At 47.8% G+C, this 25,556-nt stretch carries 18 protein-coding genes; 9 read left to right on the forward strand and 9 right to left on the reverse strand.

What is annotated here, in order from left to right; all coding sequences use genetic code 11:
• Positions 1 to 6: 6 nt before the first annotated feature.
• The 5 genes from GJR95_RS20635 (at position 7) to GJR95_RS20655 (ending at position 6,818) form a co-directional block, all read left to right on the forward strand.
• Positions 7 to 3,624 carry a response regulator gene (locus GJR95_RS20635; RefSeq protein WP_162387658.1) on the forward strand — a complete coding sequence of 1,206 codons (3,618 nt, stop codon included), beginning with the start codon at positions 7 to 9 and terminating at the stop codon, positions 3,622 to 3,624.
• A 64-nt stretch (positions 3,625 to 3,688) separates the two neighbouring features.
• Entirely contained in the window at positions 3,689 to 4,054 is a 366-nt protein-coding gene (locus GJR95_RS20640; protein ID WP_162387659.1) for a response regulator, read from the forward strand.
• 12 nt (positions 4,055 to 4,066) lie between these two features.
• Positions 4,067 to 4,876: a CheR family methyltransferase gene (locus GJR95_RS20645; RefSeq protein WP_162387660.1), complete on the forward strand. Its 810-nt coding sequence runs from the start codon at positions 4,067 to 4,069 to the stop codon at positions 4,874 to 4,876.
• Complete coding sequence (locus GJR95_RS20650) at positions 4,858 to 5,442, forward strand: chemotaxis protein CheB (RefSeq protein WP_162387661.1); 585 nt, start codon at positions 4,858 to 4,860, stop codon at positions 5,440 to 5,442. The genes GJR95_RS20645 and GJR95_RS20650 overlap by 19 nt, the downstream gene beginning before the upstream one ends.
• A 329-nt stretch (positions 5,443 to 5,771) precedes the next feature.
• The gene (locus GJR95_RS20655; RefSeq protein ID WP_162387662.1) at positions 5,772 to 6,818 is read left to right on the forward strand and encodes an alpha-hydroxy acid oxidase; all 1,047 of its coding nucleotides are present in this window, start codon (positions 5,772 to 5,774) and stop codon (positions 6,816 to 6,818) included.
• Positions 6,819 to 6,842: 24 nt separating this feature from the next.
• On the opposite strand, the gene GJR95_RS20660 is transcribed toward GJR95_RS20655, so the two are convergent.
• From GJR95_RS20660 to GJR95_RS20690, 7 genes are all read right to left on the reverse strand, one after another.
• Positions 6,843 to 8,633, reverse strand: coding sequence for a glycoside hydrolase family 9 protein (locus GJR95_RS20660; protein ID WP_162387663.1), 1,791 nt, complete (start codon positions 8,631 to 8,633; stop codon positions 6,843 to 6,845).
• 154 nt (positions 8,634 to 8,787) lie between these two features.
• Positions 8,788 to 10,956, reverse strand: coding sequence for a plastocyanin/azurin family copper-binding protein (locus GJR95_RS20665; RefSeq protein WP_162387664.1), 2,169 nt, complete (start codon positions 10,954 to 10,956; stop codon positions 8,788 to 8,790).
• A 24-nt stretch (positions 10,957 to 10,980) separates the two neighbouring features.
• Positions 10,981 to 12,873, reverse strand: coding sequence for a 3-keto-disaccharide hydrolase (locus tag GJR95_RS20670; protein WP_162387665.1), 1,893 nt, complete (start codon positions 12,871 to 12,873; stop codon positions 10,981 to 10,983).
• Positions 12,874 to 12,940: 67 nt separating this feature from the next.
• On the reverse strand, positions 12,941 to 13,285 hold the full coding sequence (locus GJR95_RS20675; protein WP_162387666.1) for a cupin domain-containing protein: 345 nt from the start codon (positions 13,283 to 13,285) through the stop codon (positions 12,941 to 12,943).
• A 533-nt stretch (positions 13,286 to 13,818) separates the two neighbouring features.
• Positions 13,819 to 14,622, reverse strand: a complete 804-nt coding sequence (locus GJR95_RS20680; RefSeq protein ID WP_162387667.1) for a phytanoyl-CoA dioxygenase family protein — start codon at positions 14,620 to 14,622, stop codon at positions 13,819 to 13,821.
• A 93-nt stretch (positions 14,623 to 14,715) separates the two neighbouring features.
• The gene (locus GJR95_RS20685; protein WP_162387668.1) at positions 14,716 to 15,978 is read right to left on the reverse strand and encodes a 3-phosphoshikimate 1-carboxyvinyltransferase; all 1,263 of its coding nucleotides are present in this window, start codon (positions 15,976 to 15,978) and stop codon (positions 14,716 to 14,718) included.
• Between the two features lie 138 nt (positions 15,979 to 16,116).
• Positions 16,117 to 16,665 carry a hypothetical protein gene (locus tag GJR95_RS20690; protein ID WP_232541257.1) on the reverse strand — a complete coding sequence of 183 codons (549 nt, stop codon included), beginning with the start codon at positions 16,663 to 16,665 and terminating at the stop codon, positions 16,117 to 16,119.
• Between the two features lie 139 nt (positions 16,666 to 16,804).
• On the opposite strand from GJR95_RS20690, the gene GJR95_RS20695 reads away from it, so the two are divergent.
• Complete coding sequence (locus tag GJR95_RS20695) at positions 16,805 to 17,872, forward strand: Ldh family oxidoreductase (protein ID WP_162387669.1); 1,068 nt, start codon at positions 16,805 to 16,807, stop codon at positions 17,870 to 17,872.
• Positions 17,873 to 17,888: 16 nt separating this feature from the next.
• Here the strand turns inward: GJR95_RS20695 and GJR95_RS20700 are convergent, their stop codons facing one another.
• Both GJR95_RS20700 and GJR95_RS20705 read right to left on the reverse strand, forming a co-directional pair.
• Positions 17,889 to 18,491, reverse strand: a complete 603-nt coding sequence (locus GJR95_RS20700) for a porin family protein (RefSeq protein WP_262889804.1) — start codon at positions 18,489 to 18,491, stop codon at positions 17,889 to 17,891.
• Positions 18,492 to 18,628: 137 nt separating this feature from the next.
• On the reverse strand, positions 18,629 to 19,342 hold the full coding sequence (locus GJR95_RS20705) for a PepSY-like domain-containing protein (protein ID WP_162387671.1): 714 nt from the start codon (positions 19,340 to 19,342) through the stop codon (positions 18,629 to 18,631).
• A gap of 526 nt (positions 19,343 to 19,868) precedes the next feature.
• On the opposite strand from GJR95_RS20705, the gene GJR95_RS20710 reads away from it, so the two are divergent.
• The 3 genes from GJR95_RS20710 to GJR95_RS20720 all read left to right on the forward strand — a co-directional run bounded on the left by GJR95_RS20710 (position 19,869) and on the right by GJR95_RS20720 (position 25,509).
• The gene (locus tag GJR95_RS20710) at positions 19,869 to 21,374 is read left to right on the forward strand and encodes a circularly permuted type 2 ATP-grasp protein (protein WP_162387672.1); all 1,506 of its coding nucleotides are present in this window, start codon (positions 19,869 to 19,871) and stop codon (positions 21,372 to 21,374) included.
• A gap of 124 nt (positions 21,375 to 21,498) precedes the next feature.
• Entirely contained in the window at positions 21,499 to 22,479 is a 981-nt protein-coding gene (locus GJR95_RS20715) for a glycosyltransferase family 2 protein (RefSeq protein WP_162387673.1), read from the forward strand.
• A gap of 117 nt (positions 22,480 to 22,596) precedes the next feature.
• Positions 22,597 to 25,509 carry a T9SS type B sorting domain-containing protein gene (locus GJR95_RS20720; RefSeq protein WP_162387674.1) on the forward strand — a complete coding sequence of 971 codons (2,913 nt, stop codon included), beginning with the start codon at positions 22,597 to 22,599 and terminating at the stop codon, positions 25,507 to 25,509.
• Positions 25,510 to 25,556 lie beyond the last annotated feature (47 nt).

The raw sequence follows: 25,556 nt of genomic DNA on the forward strand, positions 1-25,556 counted from the left end.
GTAATTATGCCCAGGTTCTCGACGTCAAATTCTGTCATAAGGCAACTGCAGATTGTTTTTTCGGTCTCCATCGTGTTGTTAGTTGTCAGCCTTTTTGCTGCCTATTATAGCATTCAAAAGCTAATTACAAACTCCCAGCTGGTCAATCATACCAATCAGGTTTTGATTGAAGCCGAGAATATAATTTCATACGCGAAAGATGCGGAAACTGGTCAACGAGGCTATCTGATTACACGTGATCCCACATTTTTACAGCCGTATAACGGAGCCTACGACAAAGTGCGTTCCAGTTATAATACAGTGAATGAACTGACCACCGATAATGCGACTCAACAAAAAACGCTTTCAGGAATAAAGTCCCTGTATGAGGCAAAGTTTACTCAGATGCAGCGGGTTATTGACTTGGCGAGACGTTATAGTGCCTTTATGAGAGATACCTCAGCGCGTAATGACGAAATGGTGCGGGGTAAAAAGATTATGGACGATCTCAGGGCACTGGTTAATCGGGTGAAAACCGACGAAACGAAAATACTTGAAACGCGTATCCAGCAACAGCAGGTTTACATTACCTACACGCCTTTTCTGTTGTTGGTAGCGGCTGCGATCTCTATAATGATCACCATCAGCACCTACATACGGATTAAAAAGGACCTTGATGACAGAATCGCGAACCAGTTAGAAGCCGAGGAAAAATACAGAGAAACAACGGAGCGTATCAATGTGATGGAAGACATCACAACCGACATTGCGGAAGGTAATTATTCGGTGAGAAGCCAGGATATCCGGGATGATGAGCTGGGAAGGATCGGTAATGCGCTCAACACAATGGCAGCCGCGCTCGAAAGTACATTCCGCGATTTGAACGCTAAAAATTGGCTGCAAACAGGAACGCTGACCGTAAGCGAAGCGATACGTGGTGAGCGGGATCTGCAAAAACTGGCAGGCAATTTGATAACGGCCATCAACGAGTATTTGAATGCACCACTAGGAACGGTTTACATTATTGACAATGCGTCGAACTTTAAATTGATAGGTAGTTATGCCGCCAATAATGCCCCGCCTACTGTTATATCGGGCGAAGGACTGATCGGGCAGGCCATAAAAAGTAAAAAGACACTGATTGTTCATGATCTGCCCGAATCGTATTTGACCGTAAATTCTTCGTTAGGAAGTACGTCGCCCGCTTCCGTAATCATCGCTCCCTTAATATATGCCGATGTATGCATCGGCGCGATTGAAATAGGACTCTTACGAAAGCCTGACCCATTGGAAATAAGCTTTTTAGAGTCAAATCTGGATGCGTTGGCAATTGGCGTAAATTCGGCGCTGGATTACGTTAAACTTCAGAATTTTCTGGAAGAGACGCAGGCTCAGTCGGAAGAGCTTCAGGCTCAACACAATGAGCTTGAAAACGTCAACGCCGAACTGGAAGCTCAGGCACAAAAACTTCAGGCTTCTGAGGAAGAATTGCGGGTGCAGCAGGAAGAACTGCAACAGACCAATGCCGAACTGGAAGAAAGAAGTGTGTTGCTCGAGGAGAAAAACGAAGAAATTCAGAGAAAGGCCGAAGAACTGGAAATAAGCACGCGGTATAAGTCGGAGTTTCTGGCCAATATGTCGCATGAATTGCGTACACCACTCAATTCAATCTTATTACTGAGCCGATTATTGTCAGAAAACAATGAAGAAAACCTGACATTGGATCAGGTTGACTACGCAAAAGTTATTCAGTCTTCGGGAAATGGTTTGCTCGGATTAATCGATGAGATTCTGGATCTGTCGAAAATTGAGGCTGGCCAGATGAAGCTCGAATACCTCGACGTATCTGTTCAGGAAATAACCGATGAACTCCAGTCTTTATTCGGGCCGCTGGCCGACGAAAAACAGCTGGAATTTAAAGTCGACATAGCCCCGAACGTACCAACGGTTATTGAAACCGACAAGATGCGGGTCGGGCAAATACTTAAAAACCTGATCTCCAATGCCCTTAAATTTACCTCAAAAGGGTCCGTTACGCTTACTATAAAAAGATCTCCACTGACCGATGCGTCATTGCTGCTGGAAGTTAAAGACACCGGGATTGGCATACCGCCCGAAAAGCAGCAACTGATTTTTGAAGCGTTCCAGCAGGCCGACGGGTCAACTAAACGGAAATATGGCGGAACAGGTCTCGGCCTGTCTATCAGTCGTGAACTGGCGAAACTATTGGGGGGCGAAATTACGCTGACCAGTAAGGTGAATGAGGGAAGTACCTTTACGGTGCAATTGCCACTAGCAAACGTACACGGCGCCGTATCAACCGAACCCACCTATGTAAGCAGAAGCCCGGAACCAGCTCCAATTCCGGCAATAGAGGCAGAAGAACCTGAAGCGGTTAATAAATTTATCAGTACGGTCATTCCTGAGTCGATTCCTGACGACCGAAATGCGATTACCGCTACTGATAAAACAATCCTGATTATTGAGGACGACACCAACTTCGCCAAATCATTACTGGACTACTCGCGTAAGAAAGGGTATAAAGTCATCGTGGCAGTGCGGGGCGACGAAGGGCTAAGGCTGGCCAGTATCTACAAACCACTGGGTATTCTGCTCGACATTCAGTTGCCGATCATGAGTGGCTGGCAGGTTATGGACGCTTTAAAAGCTGATCCGCAAACCCGACATATTCCGGTGCACATTATGTCGTCGCACAAGCTGAAGAAAGAGAGCCTGTTGAAAGGTGCTATTGATTTTGTTGATAAGCCAGTGGCCTTCGAACAAATGCAGGAGGTCTTTAAAAAAATTGAGTATGTTTTGAACCGCACGGCTAAAAAAGTGCTGATTATTGAAGATAATCCGAAGCATGCCAAAGCATTGGCGTATTTTCTGGAAACATTTAACATTAATTCCGAGCTGAAAAGCAATATAAGCGAAGGAGTAGAAGCCTTAAAGCGGGAAGAAATAGAATGTGTTATTCTGGATATGGGAATTCCGGATAAAAAGTCATACGATACCCTCGAAGAAGTCAAGAAGAACCCAGGTCTTGAAAATCTGCCAATTATCATCTTCACCGGGAAAAGTTTATCAATGGCTGAAGAATTAAAAATTAAAAAATATGCAGATTCTATTATCGTAAAAACGGCTCATTCATACCAGCGTATGCTAGACGAAGTTTCACTTTTTCTGCATCTGGTCGATGAAAATAAAAAATCATCAGGCACGCAAACGAATAAAAAGAAACTGGGTGCTTTAAGTCAGATATTGACGAATAAAACGGTACTGATTGCTGATGATGATGTCCGAAATATATTCTCACTATCGAAGGCGCTGGAAAATTATAAGATGAACGTCATTACAGCGCTTGATGGGAAAGAAGCACTCCTGAAATTACAGGAAAATCCAACTATAAATTTAGTCTTGCTGGATATGATGATGCCGCAAATGGATGGCTATGAAACAGCTAAAAAAATACGTGAGCATTATCAATGGAAATCGCTGCCTATAATTGCGGTAACGGCCAAAGCAATGACTGGTGATCGGGAGCGATGCATTCAGGCTGGCGCATCAGATTATATTACGAAACCAGTTGATATCGATCAATTGATGTCTTTATTACGCGTCTGGCTTTATGAGCGGTCTTAATTGAGTATACTACCTGTAATTCTTACGCTTTAGCTGGTCTGGAGCCCTGATCAAACAAGAGAAAATGGTTAAAAAACGTGTATTAATCATTGATGATGATGCAAGAAATATTTTTGCATTGACTGCTACACTAAAAGCAAAATCATTTGATTGCATAGCCTGCAATAGCGCGCAGGAAGCGCTCGATTTATTAAAGACTGATGAAACTTTAGATGTCATTCTGATCGATATGATGATGCCCGAAATGGATGGCTACGAAGCAATTCCCCGCATTAAAAATATTGAAAAGCGACGTCATACGCCCATCATTGCGGTTACTGCGCAGGCAATGGTGGGTGATCGGGAGAAGTGTTTACAGGCCGGAGCAACCGATTACATCGCTAAGCCTGTCGATGTGGATAGATTATTGCAACTATTACTACGTGTTTAATTGGATTACGTAATGATAGAAGAGGCCGAAGTTGACATATTAGTGAATGATCTGTATGAATTATATGGATATGACTTTTCCAATTATTCCAGAGCATCGCTGAAGAGACGAATAATCCGGCTTTGTACGCTGGATAAATTTCCAAGCTTTGCCGAGTTCAGACATCGTGTGCGATCCGATGCGGATTATCTGAAACGGTTTGTGGAAGAAATTACCGTGACTGTTACCGAGATGTTTCGCGATCCTCTGTTCTATAAATGCCTTAGAGCAGAAGTATTAACTACATTGGCTGCCAAACCATTTATTCGCATATGGCATGCAGGCTGTTCGACAGGCGAAGAAGTTTTTTCAATGGCTATTTTGCTAAAAGAAGCTAAGCTTCTGCATAAATCATTGATCTATGCTACTGATTTAAATCCGGCGGCACTCGAAAAAGCAAGAAATGGCATTTTCCCGCTGGCTCACATGAAACAGTATTCAGAAAATTATATAGAATCTGGTGGGATAAATGATTTCTCAGCTTACTATACGGCCCAATATGGTCAGGTGAAATTTGATGAGAAATTATCAGAAAAAATGATTTTCTCAATCCATAATTTAGTCTCTGATCGATCATTCAATGAATTTGATTTAATCCTTTGCCGAAACGTATTAATCTATTTTGATAAGCCTTTGCAGGATCGTGTATTTGATTTGTTTGATGAGAGTTTAGCCCAGCTTGGCTATCTGGCGCTAGGCTCAAAGGAAACACTAAAATTTTCGATGGTTAAATTAAAATATAAGCAATTAGGTAAGGAAAAAATATGGCGGAAAATAGGTTAAATAATCCTGTTAAAGCTGTTGTCATTGGCGGTTCTGCCGGTAGCCTTGATGTTTTATTAAAGCTATTGCCAGCCTTACAACCTATTGTATCATTTACGGCAATAATTGTATTGCATCGCAAAAATTCCGGTGATTCTACCTTAGAGGATTTACTGGCAGGTAGAACAACTATTCCTGTTCGGGAGATAGAAGATAAAGACACGCTTAGGCCGGATATTATTTATGTGGCACCTGCAGACTATCATCTCTTAATCGAAAAAAATCTGACGTTTTCGCTGGATGATTCAGAAAAAGTAAACTACAGTCGACCTTCGCTGGATGTAACGTTTGAGTCGGCTGCCGATGTATACGGTGATTCTTTGGTTGGCATTTTATTGTCGGGGGCCAATTCCGATGGCACCAATGGCCTTATGGCCATCAAAAAAGCAGGTGGGATCACGATTGCTCAGAAACCCGAAACAGCACAGTCTGCCTTTATGCCTCAGCAGGCCATTTTTAATGTTCCCATTGATTTTATTCTGGACATACCTGAATTGATTTCTTTTATCAATTCATTAAATAAGTAATTGTAATAGCGCGCTTTAGACCAGCCTTAAAGATAATGCCAACGTTCGTCGAACAAAGTCCTGATGAGCTTTAGGCTGATATACCGCTTATTTACGATCCGTTCGGGAGTTGATATAAGTAAACACTCTGCCGAACTGTCCGACAGGAAATAAAGCCGGGCGTAGGCGTAAGCTATATTAATGGAAGTCATTCCGGAGAGTGAGCTCACTCTTGAAAGACTTTACCAGGAGGGATACATTGGCAATGGGGTAGAATGGCCAGGGTTAAACTCTTTATGGCCTTGACTATAAATCTTGAAACGCGTCAACACCAATCTGCCAAAGTCCCCATGAGTCCGCAAAATGACCCCATTGATTTATCAGAAATAATTAACCTGTTTGATGTTGAGCGGTTGGCAGTTGGCAACATGACCAAAATGGCCTACGAATACGTAGCCAGCGGAGCCGCTGACGAATTTTCACTCCGATGGAACCGTCAGGCGCTGGATGCCATAAAACTAAACACAAGAGTGCTTGTGGATGTCGGCGAAATCGATACCCGCATTTCGCTGTTGGGGCTCGACTTGCCCTATCCGATTCTGATTGCCCCCACCGCTTACCATAAAATCATGCACCCGGAAGGCGAACTGGCCACCGCTCAGGGTGCTGGCGATGCTTCGGCTATTTATGTCGTTAGTTCATTTACCACCACACCCCTTAGCGAAATAGCCCGCGTAGCAACACAACCTTTGTGGTTTCAACTCTACGTGAGAGACGACAGGGAACTTACCAGGGCACTCATTCAGGAAGCTGAAGCACAGGGTTGCCGGGCGCTTTGCGTTACAGTTGATACACCCGTTGCTGGTGTCCGCAACCGTCAGCAACGGGTTGAATTTGCAATGCCGGAAGGTGTGAGAACACCCCATATGGCTGACGCCTTTGCGCTGACAAAATCCCTGACCTGGAAAGACATCGAGTGGTTACAATCATTTGTAAAAATTCCCCTTCTGCTCAAAGGTATTTTGAATCCTGACGACGCCGACATAGCAGTTCAGTCGGGCGTTTCGGGCATTATTGTGTCCAACCACGGCGGACGGAATCTAGACACGGTGCCCGCTACAATTGAAGCACTTCCCCGTATTGCCGAAACCGTAAACAAGCGAGTCCCGATCTTAATGGACGGTGGCATCCGACGGGGGACGGATGTGTTGAAAGCCATTGCGCTGGGTGCGAATGCAGTATTGGTAGGGAAGCCCATTTGTTTTGGTCTGGCCTGTGGTGGAGCAGCAGGCGTATCGAAAGTGCTGACTATACTCCGAACCGAACTTGAACTGGCTATGGCTTTGACCGGCAGAGCAACGATTTCGAGTATCGATCATTCCGTGATTTGGCAATAATGCCTACAAAGTGGCTTGTCTGGTTTATTTATTTAATTTCAGATCGTTCTGTAATGCTTCCAGCGCGAAAGCCAGATAAACCAGTGGTGCGTTCCAGTTGATGGCAATTTCGTTGGAGGCATACGAACAATCAGCATCAATGTAGACTTCATCAGCTACAGTGCTGATGTAGCCCGCACATTTGTCCTGTCGTGCGGCATTTGCGTTGATACCTCCTGATAATAAACCCGGAACCGGCTCTGCTACCCCGTCGGCGATTGACGGCCGGTGATGTGGATGCATGGGTGTTTTATCGCCGAAGCCCGTTACAAAGGAGTAACCCACGGCATTCCGGCCAAGTAAGTAGTCCAGGTTTCCGAGTGCATACTGTAAATACTGGCTTCGATTGGGCGAATTGGTTAATCGGTAGGCCTGGAGCAAGGCAATTCCCTGATTAGCTGCTTCGGCGCTACTACCCCAGATGAAATCCTTGGCCGACTTCCCCATAACCGTTTGGAAAGCCTGTTTGTCGGCACCCATAAGTAACGAATCGGCCATCGTTGTCAGGTGTTGTTTCACTAAGAGTACATCTTTTTTGCCAAGGGGAGTGAGGTCGTTGCCGAATCGGGCCAGTGTATAATAGGCCAGGGTACGAACCTGCGGCCATGCTGGTAACGGCGTTTTTGTATCGGGAAACAGATTGACCGCTTTATAATAAGATTCGTCTTTGGTGGTTGCGTAGAGTTCAGCGGCAGCCCATATCCACTCATCGCTGGCATTGCGGTCTTCGTAGCTTCCGGTTACGACGTCAGGATCGAATTTTGCATTCATGTCGGCCTGATTGTACACAACTGTTGGATTCGCTTTCGCCCAATTCCAGGCTTTCGTGGCTGCTGATACACAGGAATCGGCCAGACCGGGTAATTCACGGTTATAAGCTTTGTAGACGCGCCCGGCCTGAGCCATCACAGCCGCAAAATCGAGAGTAGCCGTAATGCTTTTCTGGACAACATAGCGATCATTAACGGCCTTGTCGGGCATAATCATTCCGTCGAAACGAGGATTCGTCAGTTTATGATACACACCACCGTCAGTTGGGTCCTGCATGGTTAGCATCCACCGCAGATTCCAGAGCACCTCATCGAGCAGATCAGGAATTTTATTCGTGCTTTCCGGAATATCGGTTTTTAAGGCGTTCATATAGGCCGGAAAATCTTCGTACAGCGACAGAAGTGTGCCCATCGTTATGCCCGAATTGACAATGTACTTGTTGTAATCGCCCGCGTCGTACCAGCCTCTGGGCGATCCTATAACCGTACCGGCTGGTCGATCTTTCGAAGCCGCAGATGGATGAATGAGTACGCGATTATCGGGATGGCCAGCTGGCCGTGCCCATTTTCCGGCAAATTTGGCGGGTAGGTCAGTCGATACGCGCTGGTAGTAGAATCCTTTGAGCGCCCCAATTGCCAGATTCCTGTGCACACTGGGCCGAATCTCGAACGGGAAGGAGTGACCTGTACCCGGAATCAGGACAACGTAAGTGCCGGTTTTGGTAAACGTAGAAAAATCAGCCGTGCGGGTTGTTTTTCCTGAAATTGCGTTCTGCCGGGTATCGCTCAGTTTTCCTGAAAAGACAACCGTTTTTAAATCTGCCGAAACCAGCTGAAAGGCTCCCTTTGCTTCTCCGACTACAACCGCAATTTTTGCTGCATTGGGGTAATAACCAAGCTGGTTGAGCCGAATAGCTTCTGATAACGTTTGACCCTGAACCGGTAAACTACATGCAATAAGTAGCAGAAGGGTAAAGTAAGTGGATAGCTTTGCAGGAATGGTCATAACGGGTTCAGGTTGAGATTTTGGCTTTCATAAGTGTAGCGTAGATGGCAATCTGCCTGACCGTAGGGGAAGCTGTAGCGAAACGCTTTTTCTTTACAACTTGATCTACGACCAGGCAGATTGCTGCCTACGCTACATCTTTTTTACAGGTACTTTATTTGACAACTTTCATCTTACCCTGCATGACATAAAAGTGCCCTGGTACTGAGCACTCGTACGTATAGTCGCCGGGTTTATCGGGAGCGATAAAGTAAATCGTCTCGTTTGTATTGGGCTGAAGCAGATTGGTATGATGTAAAACCTTGTCAGACTGCGGAATGTAATTTTTCTCCTGCCCTTCAAGGCCTAATTTCATAGCCAGTTCGCCAACCTGAACTGCTGTGCCGGGTGTTACTACCACGAAGTTATGGAGCATGTCATCTTCATTGTTGAAGACAACGCGAACCTTACTACCTGCCTTTACCTGAAACTGCTCAGGAGCAAACTTAAGCCCTGGTTTAGTACCGATCGTGATCGTATAATCGGGCTCTCCCCATGATGCCGGCATTTCTGTTACCCGCTTGGCTGCACTGCTGACAGCCGTTTTAGCGGCACCCGCTTTGGTCATGGGTTTTCCTTTCGGGCTAGTCGACTTTGTGCTGACCGGTGGTGCCGATGAGGTGGAAGCCATGGCCATATCGGAATGATCATGCTTTGGTGCAGCGGCTGCAATTACCAGCTTTTCGCCGTCCGGTATGTTGTTGAGGGTATAATAGCCGACATTATGCAGCAAGGCCCGGCCGGTTGCCGAACGAACACCCGGTGTTGTAATCTCGTGAATATAGCCTAATCGGAGACTATCGACCACCAGCCGTGCTTTTAGTCCATCTTTTGATACGACAATACCCCGAATTGGGCAACCACCCCGGTTAATGACCGGACTACCATAGGTAGCATGATACTTATAATTGAAGCCTGTAACTTTATAAGACTCAGGATTGGCCGCAAGCTCAGGATCGACAGGGGCGGTGAACTCGATCTCAAAACCGTCGGGCATTGCATGAATGGTCTTCATTTCGAAAGGGGTTCTACCCGTCCAGACAACGCGTTGCAGGCTATAAAGCTCTTTACCGGTCGAAGACCAGCCCCGGCTGGTCATACCCACAAACATAGAGGCATCGTGTCCCCACGCCATACGCAGGACGCCCGATGAGAAACCTTCGCGGAACGGAAAAACAACACCCTGGTATTCGCCTTTAACTTTCTCGAAATCAACCCGTGACAGGATACTTTGTCCCTGATCGCCAACGAATACCTGATTAGCAAAAGGACCAAATTTCCCGTTCGTATTGTCGCTCATGAAACCTGATGTCGATATGCCCAGAATACCATGCGGTAACCATACTGCCGGAGCCTTCAGGGCTGGCAGGCGTTTGGCCACATCATACAATGGTTCGCCCGTGTTAGGCACTTCATCTTTCTTCAGCGTTAGCGGAGAGCCCGGCAAACCTGTCCAGCGTAGGCTTTCGGCATTGCCCAGGAAATCGCCTTTTTCTACCTGCGAAATACGGCCCGAGCCAACCCAGTCGCCCTGGTTTTCGGTGTAGAAGAAATCCCCTGCAGCATTCATGCCGTAACCAGCCGGAGAGCGCATACCGGCAGCGAAAGGCATCATTTTGCCATCCGGCGTAATTTCCAGCGTCCAGCCACGCCAGGGAACCAGACTAACGCCATGCCCCAGACTATTGCTCCAGCCGACGTTTAGCGTAACCAGCATGTTTCCATTTGGCAGGAATGTTGGTCCATACGAATATTCATGATAGTTACCGGATAATGGCCAGGAGAAAATTTTATCGTACGAATCAGCCCGTCCGTCGCCGTCTGTATCACGCAGACGGGTAAGTTCGCTCCGTTGGGTTACGTAGATATCTCCATCTTTGTAGGCAAGTCCCAGGGGCTCATGCAGCCCAGAGGCAAACCGCTTGTAGGTTGGCCGTTCGGTTCCGCTTATGTATGGATTTGATACGATCCAGACTTCGCCCCGCCGGGTACAAATGGCCAGGCTTCCGTCGGGCAATGTGGCCATGCCACCCACTTCCAGAATAATATCTTCCGGAACGGGTAGGGAAATCAGTTTATAAAAATCATCCTCTTTTTCCGGATCAGCTTCGACTTTCGCCAGCCCTTTGGCAACCGGAGCCGGTTGCTTACTGCTTGAACTGACTGGCTGGCCAGTTTTGGACTGGATCTGCGCCCTGCTCGATAAAGGGCTTAAACAGGCCACACTGGCCACAACCAATGCCGTTAGAGCCCGTGTATTGAGATTATGAGTATATGCTTTCATCTTGTTTTTCGGGAAGTTGAGCGCTTACCAGACAATTGAATAGGTGACCGTGCCCGTATTATTCGTTGCGTTTATCGGCATCAATAGCTCTTTGGTATTTGCGGCAGTAGTGCGAATAACCGGTTTTTCTTTCCCTGGTAGCTCAATAAAATACTGCTTGTCATTAATCGCATACATACCGTTAGGCAACTCGGTAATATCGCTTCCTGATGCAATTCGGCACCAGATTCCCTGCCCGGTAACGGTCGTTCCGGGAGTTACTGTAAATGAGTGCGATAACTTTCGGCCTTCATCGGTTGACGCAAATGATTCCCGTACGTTTGCTGTGCCCAGCGTGTATTTGAAAACAGGACGCCCTGATTTGTCGATGTCGTAGCCCAGGTTCGTATACGTAGCACTGGAATCGGGCCAGGCTGCATTTTTATCTGCCAGCCAGGCAAGCGAAGGCTTACCCGAAAGTTCGATTACGCTGCCCAAAGGAACCGAAAGCTGTGTTTCGCCCCGGCCGTGCCACATCGGTGTTGTTTCCAGGAAATCGCCCCGCCAGATTTGCAGAAATTCCCCTTTCGCAAGGTCGACCGTGTAGTTGGCATCACCTGGCTCACCAACCGATATGGTATGAGTATGTTTCAGGCCGTGGTGGTTGACGAAGCCCCGCTGCATAACGGGCTCGCTTTTGGCCAGCAGTGAAATTTCGCTAACCGGATCTTCGGCCCGGATAATTTGATTCAGGGTTGTATATTGAAATCCAGGTCCTTCAACGGATAAGAGAATATCATTACTTCGGGCATACCACAAGCCAAAATTTTTGTAGTAGGATAGTTCAAGCGGATAATCACCTGCCTCCAGATTTACCTTTGTCGATGCCGTACCACCATCTTCAGTATTGATCGTAAGGAGTTTTTTACCCGCGATTTTCAATTCGCCGGCTCCATTCCGAACGTTCGGGTTAACCTCAGCCGGAATCCAGCGCAGGTTCAGGTTGAGCAGGTATTCGCCCGAGCGGGGAATATGGATGGTGCCCGTAATTTTTCCCGCAAAGTTATCCTTACTGCCGGGTGCCAGATGAGCCAGTACATCGATCGGCATTTCCCGTTTCGGTGTAAGCGAAGCCAGTTCATCAACGGATTTGAATTTACCGTCATAAGCGCTCAGCTGTAATTTAGTTAGCGCCACGGGCTCAATGGCATAGGCTTTGTATTTGATAGTACGAATGGCTACCGGACCATGATCGCCCTGGAGCATGAGCGGGCCCATGGGTTTTTCATCCTGAAAAGCCGCCGATCGGGTTGGTCCGGTTACTTCAATATTTTCGTGGATGGTTACCCCATTCTGTATCACTTTAACAAAACGGGCATTGGCAATTTTTTCGCCTTTTTCGTTGAAACGCGGTGCCCGAAACACAATTTTATAATGCTGCCACAAACCCGGTGCTTTGCTGACATTCTGAGCGGGCGGGTGGCCTTCATAGCCTTTGCGGCCTTCGGGTCGGCTTTCGTCCCAGCGTTCGTAAATGGAACCACAATCGGCCGGCGTCGGCACTTTTACCCCCCAGCTATCGAACAGCTGAATTTCGTACCGACCTTGTAGGTAGATGCCTGAGTTGGAACCTTTCTCCATCATGAAATCCAGCTCCAGTTCAATATCACCGTGTTCCATTTTGGTAAACAGATGATCTTTGCTTTTTCCGGAAAGATCATTGACCAGTATACCCGTTCCTGATTTGACGCTTCCACCTCCGCTCTTATTGAGGTCATAGAAAACGTCACCGGCGAGTTTCCAGTTGCTGCCAGTTGGTTTAAAGTCGTTCAGATTCTGGAAATTAATTGTTGTATAAGGTAATTCAGGTTTCTGAGCCGATACACTAACCGCGTAAAACAGTAAGCACAGGAGCAGACAACAAAGAGGGCGTTGCATGATTTGTTATAAAAAATTGATTGAATACTCGAACGGGTCTCATTACACGTTCTAAAATATATATTTACTAGACAAAGTCCTCTCTCATGGGAGTAAAGACGTCGACCAGAACACCTGCTTCTACACAGACGGCCCCGTGCCGGATATTCGGCGGAATATAATAGGCATCGCCGGTACGGAGAGTTTTTGTTTCATCAGCAATGGTAATGTCAAAAGCACCACTTTCAACGTAGCTTATCTGGGTATGTCTATGCTCATGAAGCGTGCCGATCCCACCCGTTTCAAAGGCAACCTTCACCATCATCAGGTTGGTATCATAAGTCATGATTTTACGTTTGACGCCCTCGGCAACCGATTCCCAAGGAATAGACTGGTCATCTACAAAACGAGTCGCGAATGATGTTTCTGTCATTGCCAATTTTTTCTGGTAAGAGGTTTGATGTATATAAATCTACTTCTAGACTAAATTATTCAGCAAGTTAAATCGGTTTTTGGTCAGTCCGATTAAAAACAAAAAAGCCGTCCCGAAAATCGGGGCGGCTTTCCGCTTCTATCCACACCATTTCAAGACCAACGACCGGGCGGCCGTTGAATCTTGATGTTCAACCTTCCCTTTGTAAAGGATCGTTATGCTAAAATTAGCAATTTCTTTGTTAGTCCGGGAAACGTTAAAATTCCCAAAAGACTAATGTCAATTCACACCACAAAGTTGGTGAGTTATTTTTTATTTAACGCTATTTATGACTTAAAAATTACTTAACGTAGCAAATTGTAAGTTGAAAATTCGTATATGCCCCAATGCCGTCGGCTAAGTTATAAAATTATTAGACTTACCAGAGCCAAACTATTTTTTTTATCTGACTGATAATGAAGGTAAAGTCAATAAAAATAGGGCAAAACCAGGTTTTTAATCAGGCGAACTTATGTTAATTTTTTGCTAAGTATTTATAATAACTTTTTAACCTCCAGGACATCAATCTTATTCTGTTTGGCGTTCGCCAGCGTCTCCGGCGTATAGTCAGATAGCCGGATATTATCCTGCATGTCGGCCCGTTTCAATAGGTGTTGTTCCAGGTAACGATCGAGGTGTTTACCGGCCAAACCATAGCTGAAAAAAAGCGATATACGCTCTCCCTGCTGTTCACGAAACAAAAAATCCGGCAGGCGATTTTCCAGGCCAACATGTAATGGTAAATTGTTGAATAATTTCATTCGTCGGGCGTTGCCGCTGTGCAGTGTCCGCATATTCCAGACGACAATATCGCCAGCGCGGGTGTCGGCAAAGACATCGGCTCCGTCAGCCGCCTGGTGGCTGCCTGTTTTAAACCGGATACCACCACTATACGTATCATGGTCCTGCAAATAAATGCCAAAACGAATGAGCGGATACGTACCTTCCCAATCGGCCCCCTGACCAAATTGATGGCGATCAATATTATCGCGGTGGAATCCTCGGGTTCCGGTTCCGATCTGGTAGGTGCTGTCGGAAAAGTAAACGGGGGTATCGCCCAGTAATTCTGTGGCAATTGTCACAATTCGTGGGTCGTACAGAACCCACCCCAGACCGTCTTTGCTAAGCAGGTCGCCCTTTATCGACGAAGCTTGTTTGACCTGGGCAACCAGTCCTTTTTTTTGCTGCTGGTCACGATGGTCGTAAGCGGCCTGTCGTAGTTTGGTAACTTCTTCGGTTGTAAATACATTACGAACAATCAGGTAGCCCTGCTGTTCAAATTGCTCCCGACGCGTCATGGTTGGTTTGTGGTTATTGTTGTGCCGCTTTCAGTAGTCAGTTTATCCTAAATGATGCCACATAAACCAACTACGGTGAACCTAAGTTTGGAATTATCCGGCAACTTTAGTGCCTGCCTGTATTTCCTGTACCGATACAATCCGGGCCATATCGTCCCAGAAACTAGGGTATGATTTGGCTACTACGCCCGGTTCTTCAATCACGACCTCCTGCTGCATGGCCACTGGTGCGAAAGCCATGGCCATACGATGGTCATCATAGGTTTCGATGGTGGCTGGTGATTGATAAACAGAACCCGATCGCCTAACCTCATACCGATGATTAGGCTCAATTTCAACCAGTTCGGCTCCGATTTTTTGTAATTCCGCCTGCAAGGCAGCTATGCGGTCTGTTTCTTTAATCTTGAGACTTTCAACACCGGTCAGCGTCAGCACAACACCGTTCATGGCGGCACAGACAGCAACGGTCTGGGCCAGATCGGGGCAATGAGTGAAGTCCCAGGCAAGTGTTGTTTCGGCTGGTTGTCTGGTCAATTGAACGCCTGTTTCGGTAAATGTGCTTTCGACGCCTAATGACCGCATAATATCGACAATGGCGCTGTCGCCCTGTAATGATTTTGCTTTCAGCCCTATCAATTCAAGTTCAGCGGTTTCGTCGAGAGCGAGCGCTTCAACGCTGTACCAGTAGCTGGCACCCGACCAGTCCGATTCAATGGTGTAGGATTTTGGGGTGTAGGGGCTTGGCCTGACCGTAATGGTTTTTTTATCCCAATCGGTTTCAACGTCAGCACCAAAATACACCATTTGCTCCAGGGTCATTTCAATATAAGGCCGTGAGCCAATAGCCCCCGTTAATTCGAGCGTCAGACCGTTTGGTAATGTAGGAGCAATCATCAGCAATGCCGAAATGTACTGGCTACTGACATCACCCCGGATACTTACTTTCGCTTCAGCCGAAGGCGTAAATCCATTGATCTGCAAAGGTGGGTATCCGTCATTTTTCAGATACGTAATGTCTGCTCCCAGCGTCCGCAACGCATCCACCAAAATCCCAATGGGTCGCTCACACATACGGGGAGTACCGGTCATGGTTTTTTTCTGGCCCGTTACGGCGAAATACGCCGTCAGAAAACGCATCGTCGTACCGGCATCGAGTACATCGGCAACAGCATCGTCTGATTTTAACAGACGGATCATTGTTTGCGTATCGCGGGCGGTCGATAAATTACGCAGATCGCAGCGAAAGTTGGTCAGCGCATCAATAATGAGGGCACGATTGCTTTCGCTTTTCGACGAAGCCAGCGGAATGGTAGCCCGAACGGGGCCAGTTGGGGGAGTAAGTTTAACGGCGTTCATTCCTGCAAAGATACAGTATCGTCAACCGTTACGCCAACTTAAGTGTATAGGCAATCAGGTGCCTGAGGTAATTGAGGAGAAATGAGGCAATTACATGAACCTTTTCATTGCCCCAATTTTGCTTTACGTTTCAGTGCCTTAATACGTTCGCAAGACTTTCAGACGGTGGTTTCGGTTGATCTTTATGTGTGGATTACTTAGCCAGTGAAACAAAATACCACTCAGGATAAAGGCCCCGGTAACAGGGAGCACATTGGCATTCAACTGCCTGTTGTTGACTACATCTGCGATCAGGTAAACGCCCCCGGCCAGTGGAAAAATAGTCCCGGCCGCCGTTACAAAAGGTATTCGTCGGTGTAGCATAATTTTTTGGACCTCATCGAACCGGAACGTTACGGGTTCATCGCGGTTCATGACTTCGTTGGCCATCAGGATCGTGAAACTAGTATCCGTAACGGCATACAACTCTTCCCTGAATTTTTCGCCCCGCGCTTTAAAGTGAAGCTCATCTCCCTCAAAAAAACGATACCGGCGAAAACCGCCGAGGGCATGATTTACATCCAGGGCAAGATACCTGGAGGGGCGTATCAGAGCGGAGTAAGCCGTTCCTTTCCGCTGAAGAAGTTGTTCGGTTGTGAGTGTGTCGGTTGGCTGAGCTACTGAAAAATGACTGAATAGTGCTGCCAAAAAAAAGAGTGAAATGGGGAGGAGGGAGCGACGTGACATCATGCGTACGTAAATGGCGTTGTTTGGTATAACGCAAAAGACGTGGATTTGGCTGAATTTTTAGCGAAGTTTAACCTGTTCGCTTCGTTAATTTGCACCCATGATTACTGCGAACCAACTCCGTTCATTTACCGAACAAATCTTTATCGCTATCGGCTGTTCGGAAGCCGATGCCCGTTTAGCTACCGATGTATTGGTCAGTGCCGACCTGCGCGGTGTTGATTCTCATGGTGTTGCGCGTTTGCCGGGTTACGTTCGGCTTTATGATCTTGGCCGAATTAATCCGCAGCCCCACATTCGAATCGTTCACGAGACACCATCTACTGCCGTGGTTGATGGCGATCGGGGACTTGGCCTGGTTGTTGGGCCGTGGGCGATGCAGGTTGCTATTGAAAAAGCGCGCATTGCCGGAACGGGCTGGGTGGCTGTTCGTAATTCCAACCATTTCGGTATTGCTGGCTACCACGCGCTGCTGGCGGCTGATCACGACATGATTGGACAGGCCATGACGCATGCCGCTCCACTGGTAGCGCCAACGTTTTCGCTGGATAAACTCCTGGGAACCAACCCAATTGCCGTGGCTATTCCGGCCGCAACAGAACCTACTTTTCTGGCCGATTTTGCCTCAACGGCTGTTGCGTATGGGAAGCTGGAAATTCTGCAACGAAAAGGTCAGGATATTCCGCTGGGCTGGGCGCAGGATGCCGCTGGGCAGACTACGACCGATGCCAATGCCATTCGAAACGGGGGAGCTTTACTGCCTTTAGGCACTGATCGCGAACACGGAAGCCATAAAGGTTATGGCCTGGGTGCCATTGTCGATATTTTTTCGGGTGTCTTATCCGGTGCTAATTACGGGCCTTGGGTGCCACCTTTTGCTACGGCTGGTTTTATGCAGGCTAACGAAGGAGTTGGACAGGGTACGGGCCATTTCTTCGGAGCAATGCGTATTGATGCGTTCCGTCCCGCTGACGAGTTTAAAACGCATATGGATACCTGGATTCAACGATTCCGGCAGGCTAAAGCCATTGAAGGACACCGTGTTCTGATTCCTGGCGATCCGGAGCGTGAGATGGAGGCCGAGCGGCTCGTTCATGGCATTCCACTGGTGGAGCCGGTCGTAAAAAGTCTGGAAGAATTAGGAGAGCGCTTTGGCGTGAGCCTGTAAAATGAATGGCTGAGAATTATTTCCCGAAAAAAAGATCAAAGCCAATAGCTACCATTGCATATTTTGACGTTGCGGTTTGACTATCAACTGGCTTGCCATCAACGTCATAATTTTGATTGCCACTGTTGTATCGTTGCCAGATATAGTTCAGGCCAATGTTTAAAGCGACCGTATGATTAAGAAAATAAGCCAAACCTATGGATGGTGAAAAACTGGATGCGAACCCATTGGCATCGGTATCCTGGCTTCCCGTCCTTGTTCGTTGATGAGTTCTTGAGTAACTATACTGTAAACCTGCATAAGGTTTTAGATTCGCATTGCCGAAGTAATAGCGGACATTGGGCGAAATGCCAATACCAGTATTATTGGAGTGATAGTCATAATACTTATGTGTCGCTAAACTCAGGGGAATTCCTGCTCCAATAGTGAGGTTCTTAGCGACAAAGTAGCCGGCATATGGTGAAAGGCTTCCCGAAAAAGAATAATATTCATTCTGGGTACTGTATTGGAAATTTCCCACCTGGGCACCGATCGTCCAGCGACCTTTTTCGGTTTGAGCCATTGTTGCTAGAGAGCTAAAAAAAAGTAGGAGAACGAGCCCAGAGGAGATTTTTTTCATAACTAGTACCAGTATTAATTTTCATGTAGAAAGTTATGGACTACTGGCAATTAGTTATAAGCCATTAAGGAAATTTAACAAGAAAGACCCGGCTGTATAGCCAGGTCTTTCTGTGTTCGAGTAAACAAAAAGGGGTACTATTTACCTGTTACTGCTTTCTTGAAGGTGCCATCCGACCCGAAGAGCAGCACGACATGCTTGCTGTCTGTGGTTTTGATCAGGACAACATAATCACTGCTTTTTTTCTCCTGAACAGCCTTCTCGATCGTTGCACCCGCAAAGTTGGTAGTAATGTATGTTGTGATGGCTGCGGGTAAGCTCGATACGGCAATGACCGTTACATCGGGTCCCCGCCCAGGACCGGCATGACGAACTGTATCGCCAGGGGCAGGGCGTGGATGGCGCGCAGAATCACCGGGAGTTGGCTTAGGGTGATGAAGCGAATCAGGCTTGGGACGATGGAGCGAATCTGGTTTGGGGTGATGCGCAGAATCGCCCCGCATGGGTCCACCTTTTCCATCGAGTAGTTTCTCAAATGTCCCATCGGCTTTAAAAGCCAGCAATTTAATCGTGCTATTTACTGAAATAGCAACAACATAATTGCCTAATGGGCCTTTGGCGGCTTCTTTAATCGTAGCACCCGCATAGTTGGTATTGATGTACGTTGTAATGGCCGCTGGCAAGGTCGACGCATCGACAACTGTCAGGCTTTTAGGCCCACCGGTCGTTCCGGAGACAGAGGCCGACCGGGCCGAGGCATCGGCCGTCGTTGGGTCTACAGAATTACGGTTACAGGCGTTCAGGCTTAGCGCAAGGGCAGCCACGCAACTGAAAACAAGCAGTGTTTTCATGGAAATTGTTGTTGGTTTTGTTTACTGGTTAGACTAGTGAACTAGCCTGAGCTTATCTCCTGCGCTAATTCTACTGCCGATACGCCCTAAGTAGATATACTGTTGCAAGACTCTTAAAAAATGTTAAAAAGTGCCCAAATGAAGCGATAAGGTGTGTAGAGATTAAAATGTACTGAGGGAAATACACTTATAAAATCACCTTGACCGAAATCCAGATCAGATGAAAGCCAAAGAAAATCAGGCACTTCGTATCTGTAGATAAATACATTTATGTTTTTCGTTTAAAGCAGTGCCAAGGTTTTGACCCAAGGCACCGCTTTAAACGAAAAACAGAACGTTATAAAATAGCGTATACTGTAGCCGCGAATTAGCGCCAATATGCGTATCCATTAATTCACAGGTGGACTGGAACTTATTTCCATACGGGTATTGGCTAATTCTGATCTTTCTTACGTTCGATTTGTATAATAGTGAGCTAAACTGCATTTCTGTTTGGCCATTTAAATAAACGGCAATATATTGTTCCATGAAACGAAAATCCACCGCGCAATCTCAATCGCAGACGCTCAACGGAATGACCCAGTCGCAGGGTCAGCTCACAGCCAATTTTACCTTTGCCGACTATCAAACCGAAAATTTTTTCGATGAAATGTTCGACGGCGAGACACAGGTTCGAGCAGGGTGTGCGCCTTTCCAGCAGCGGGTTGAGCAACTTACCCGCGAAGACATTATTGGCCGGCAACATGCCGCTGAGCGCGCCCTGATGAGTATGGGTATTACCTTCAATGTTTATTCGGAAGGCGAAGGGACTGAGCGGATTATGCCTATTGATATTATTCCAAGGGTTATCGAATCGGCCGAATGGGATAACCTCGAAGCTGGTTTAATTCAACGGATTAAGGCGCTGAACATGTTTCTCGACGATGTTTATAATGAACAGCGTATTCTGAATGATGGCGTAGTTCCCCGCGACCTGATCGAATCCAGTAAATCATTTCTTCCGCCCTGTCTTGGCGTCAAACCACCGAAAGGAATCTGGTGCCATATTACCGGAACCGACCTTATCCGGGGCGACGATGGCCAGTTTATGGTGCTGGAAGATAACCTCCGCTGTCCGTCGGGCGTATCGTATATGCTCGAAAATCGTGAACTCTCGAAGCAGACATTTCCTGAAGTACTGACTCAAACGGGTGTTCGACCCGTATCCGATTACCCGATGCGGTTGCTTCAGATGCTTCAGTTTATTGCCGATCGGCCGAATCCGACGGTTGTTGTTCTGACGCCGGGTATTTACAATTCAGCTTATTTCGAGCATTCGTATTTGGCTCAGCAAATGGGCGTTGAATTGGTCGAAGCCCGTGATCTGGTCGTGTCGGGGGGCTATGTGAAGATGCGTACAACGAAGGGATTCCAGATTGTAGATGTCATTTATCGACGCATAGACGACACCTTCCTCGATCCTCAGGCTTTTAATCCGGATTCTATGATCGGGGTGCCGGGTATTTTTGAAGTATACAAAAAAGGACGCGTTGCCCTCGCCAATGCACCCGGAACGGGCGTTGCCGATGACAAAGTTATTTATGCCTACGTACCGCGAATTATTCAGTATTATTTAGGCGAAGAGGCTATTATTCCAAACGTCAGAACCTACATCTGTCGCGAGGAAGAAGACTGTCGGTATGTGCTGGAAAACATTGAGCAACTTGTTGTAAAAGAGGCTAATGAAGCGGGTGGCTACGGAATGCTGATTGGCCCTAAGGCCACGCCCGAAGATCACGAATTATTCAGAAAGAAAATTCAGGAAAATCCACGGAACTACATCGCTCAGCCAACGATCTCGCTTTCGCGGGTGCCGTGTCTGGTCGGCGATCATGCCGAAGGGCGCCATGTTGACTTACGGCCTTACATTCTCTATGGCGATGGCGTTAATGTCATTCCAGGTGGACTAACACGGGTAGCTTTACGCAAGGGATCGCTCGTGGTCAATTCGTCGCAAGGAGGAGGGGGCAAAGATACCTGGGTATTGTATTGATTACCTGGTGGGTATTGTAAATGGAATTGGGTGACGGAGCTAATTTGTGCTAAACGAATTAACTCCGTCACCCAATTCCATTTTTACTAATACCTATCTTTATGCCCTGCTAATTCAATTTGTCTTGCTCGATTTAAGCATAATCATCGTCAATTATAAAACGCCTAAGCTCATTCTGAACTGTCTGGCGTCAATACATACGTATACGGAAGGTATTGATTTTGAGGTTATTGTCGTCGATAACCAGTCGGGTGATGATAGTCAGGCTGTTATTCTGGCCCAGTACCCGACTGTTCGTTGGTTCGATATGGGCTATAATGCCGGTTTCGCGCGGGCCAATAATTATGGCATTAAGCAGGCAAAAGCCCGAAATGTACTATTGCTCAATTCCGACACCCTGCTGACTGATAACGTACTGGCCCGGTGCGTAGGCATATTGGATAAACAACCCGATGTGGCAGCCGTGAGTGTCCTACAGCGGGGGGGCGGTGGCCAGCTCCGACCTAATCTATACACAACTTTCGGGCAGATGCGCCGGGCATTTTATATTTTGCCCGCCGGAGCGTTTTTTCAAAATTGGCTCCACCGGCTTATTCCTGACCCACAGTATTCTGATCCAAATCAGGTAGAATGGCTTTCAGGCGCATTTCTGATGACAAGACCATCGACAATTGCCCTGGCTGGCGGATTAGACGAAAGCTTTTTTATGTACGGCGAGGATGTTGAGTGGGGTTATCGGTTAGGGAAGCATGGGAGATTATTGTTACTTCGAGAGGCCAGTTTTATTCATCTTGAGTATGGCAGCAGTGACGATAATCAGCAGCATGTAGTAACCCACATCAACCGATTTAAGCCACAAATACAGGTGTCGCAGTTGCTATGGGTTCGGAAGCAATATGGAGTTGGTGCTTATCTGGTCCTTATCCTGCATTATCTGCTAATGATTCCCATTGTGTATGCCTGGAAAATAGCGGTGAACCTGCGCGACCGGCGACTTCCGTGGGCAGATTTGGAAAATCAACGGGCATTTACGCAGCAAGTCGGTATATTTCTGCGATTTTTCTGGAAAACCCTGTTCAACCGGCCTGGGTTTTATAAAGTATAATCAAAAGTCAGAATACGAACAAAATCTTGCCCGAAAGGTGAAAACAGGCAGTTTCTACCCCAACAGGAAATATACTTTTTGGGTCTGAATTCGTTGTAAGTGAAATGCGATAATTCTATGCGTTTAGTTTATACAATTGGGCTCATTGCCCTATCTATGGGGGCTATTCTCTGGCCAACCATCAGCCAGGCTACGCACGTACGGGCAGGTGAAATTACAACCCGACGACTTCCCGGAGCTTCTTTAACTTATGAGATAACCCTGACTACGTACTATGACGAAGTAACGGGGAAAACAGCTGCTGACGATGCGAATTCCTATACGTTCTGCTTTGGTGATGGTACGCAGGCGGAGGTGAAACGATCTGGCCGTAGGTACATTAACGGCCGTACGTCATCCGTAAACACGTACGTGACAACTCATACCTATCCGGGTCCTGGCGCTTATACGATTGGTGTTCAGATCGCGAACCGGAACAAAGGTACGCTGAACCTTCCGCCCGCCGGAAGCTCCGATCAGATTACGTTTTATGTGTCGACAACGATTCTGATCAATGCGGCTCTGGAAGTTAACTCAACGCCTGTTATGCTGAACCCACCCCTGGATTCGGCTCGCGTTGGTCAGAAATTCTGCCACAACCCGGCTGCGTTCGATGCCGATGGTGACAGCTTGGCGTACCGGCTTAGCAAGCCTCAGGAAGGAATTCCCAACAGTTGCCGAAGTCGATTTATTCCCGCTTACCTCGATCCCGCCAGTAATTTTAGCTCGGTTAGGGAAGATGGTGGCACACCGCCAACGTTTACAATTGATGCCAGAACAGGCGATCTCTGCTGGGATTCTCCCGGACAGGCCGGTCAATTTAACTTCGCCTTTATCATTGAAGAATGGCGCAATGGCGTACTGATCGGCGAGATTACCCGCGATATGCAGATCATCGTAATCGATCAGCCCAACAAGCGCCCGCTCATTGTTGGTGCCGAGATTTGTGTGGAAGCCGGTACACTGATTCAACAGGCGATCAGGGCTACTGACCCCGACGGTCAACGAGTTATTATTACGGCTTTTGGTGGGCCATTCAATGTGAACAGCGATGGTCAGCCTTTCCCCGCTGGTCAACTGGTGCCACCCGAATATGCTAAACTGATCAACGGAGGTGTATCACAGGCTCAGCCTGCAACCGCTACTTTCTCCTGGCAAACCAACTGTAATCAGGCGCGGGAGGAACCGTATGATATTACCCTCAAAGTCAATGATGTGCCGGGTAGGGGCGCTGTCTCCCTCGCTTCGTTTGCTACATTGCGTATTCGACTCTATGCACCATCGGTCAAAAACCTGACGGCCCGCCCCACGGCTACTGCCGCCGGGCGAGCCATTCAACTCAACTGGACAGCCTATAGCTGCGGCCGAATTGCTACGTCTGGCGGATCACGTGATACGACTAAACTGATCATTTATCGCAAAGAAGGCTGTACGCCTATTGTCTCCCAAAGTTGTACGACTGGATTACCAGCCAGCTACGGCTACCAGGAAATTGCCCGTATACCTTATACGGCGACCAGCTATATCGATACCAGTTCACTCAAACGGGGTGTCAGCTACTCGTACCGGATCGTAGCCAGCAACCCCGGCATTGGCAACAACGGCGGGCTTAGCGTGGTCTCTACCGAAGCCTGTCTCGAACTGCCACTGCTGGCCCCCGTCATGACTCAGGTCACGGTCGATAGTACGGATACGCAACGAGGTCGAATTACCGTTCGATGGACACGGCCTTTGGGCCTGAACCCCGGCGATTTAGGCGCTCCGTACCAATACCGACTCCAACGGGCCACAGGTCTGGCTGGTGCCGATTTTGTCAACATTGCTACCATTAACACGAACCTCCAGGCTGGGGTACCCGATACGGTGTTTGTCGACAGAGGAAGCTCCGTGAGTGCGCTGAACACTACGGCTAATGCGTATCGCTACCGGGTCGAGTTTTACTACACCGGCACCAATGGCCAGCTCACCCGACTGGATGTGACCGACCCTGCTTCCAGCGTCCGGTTGGCCGCGACTCCCGCCCAGCGACAGGTAGCCCTGAGCTGGCAGGCCAACACGCCCTGGACCAACGACAACCAGACTCACGATGTCTATCGGAGCCGGTCAGGCCCTAATGGGCCCTTCAACAAAATCGCCGAAGTGCGGGTGCAGGGTGCCCAGACCTATGTCTTTACCGATACGGGCAACGATACCTTTGTGGCCGATGGAAATACCAGCCGCCAACTTTCGGCCGATAGCAGCTACTGTTACCGGGTGATGACCCGAGGTCAGTATGCCGACCCTAAACTGGCTACTCTGGGTATACTGATCAATTACAGCCAGATCATCTGTGCCACGCCGAGCGATACCACCAAACCCTGTTCGCCAAACCTGGGACTGGATAGTCTGAACTGTGCCAACCTCAGCAGTGAGAGCCTGTGCGGTCAAACCAGTTTTACCAACAAACTCCACTGGACCCTCACCACCGGCCCCACCTGCGACCCCAATGTGGTGGGCTATAAGCTCTATTATGGACGTTACCAGCAGGATAAGCCGGCCCAACTGGCCAGTATTCCTGCTCCCACGACCAGCTTTGATCACACGAATCTGACTACAGTGGCAGGGTGTTATTATGTGACGGCTGTCAGCAAGTCGGGAGTGGAGAGTTTGCCATCGAACACGGTCTGTAATGATGCCTGTCCGGCTTTTGTTCTGCCGAACGTGTTTACGCCCAATGGAGATGGGAAAAATGATCTGTTTCAGCCTTTAAAGTGTCCACGGTTTGTGGAGAGTGTCGCGTTGGTGGTTTACAACCGGTATGGTAGCAAGGTCTACGAAGGCACCAGTCCGACGCTGGCCTGGGACGGCAAATCGAGTGACGGGGCCGATCTGCCGAGTGGGTTGTACTACTATCAGGTGACGGTACGGTATGCCATGCTGGATCGGGAGGCCCCGGCGCAGGTACTTAAGGGCTGGGTGCAGATTCTGCGCGAAGGCGTCAGCATGAAATAATCTTAAGCATAGAATAAAGCAATTGGGGTGAGTAAGGGATTGGTTTA

The organism is Spirosoma endbachense (assembly GCF_010233585.1).
Classification (GTDB): domain Bacteria; phylum Bacteroidota; class Bacteroidia; order Cytophagales; family Spirosomataceae; genus Spirosoma; species Spirosoma endbachense.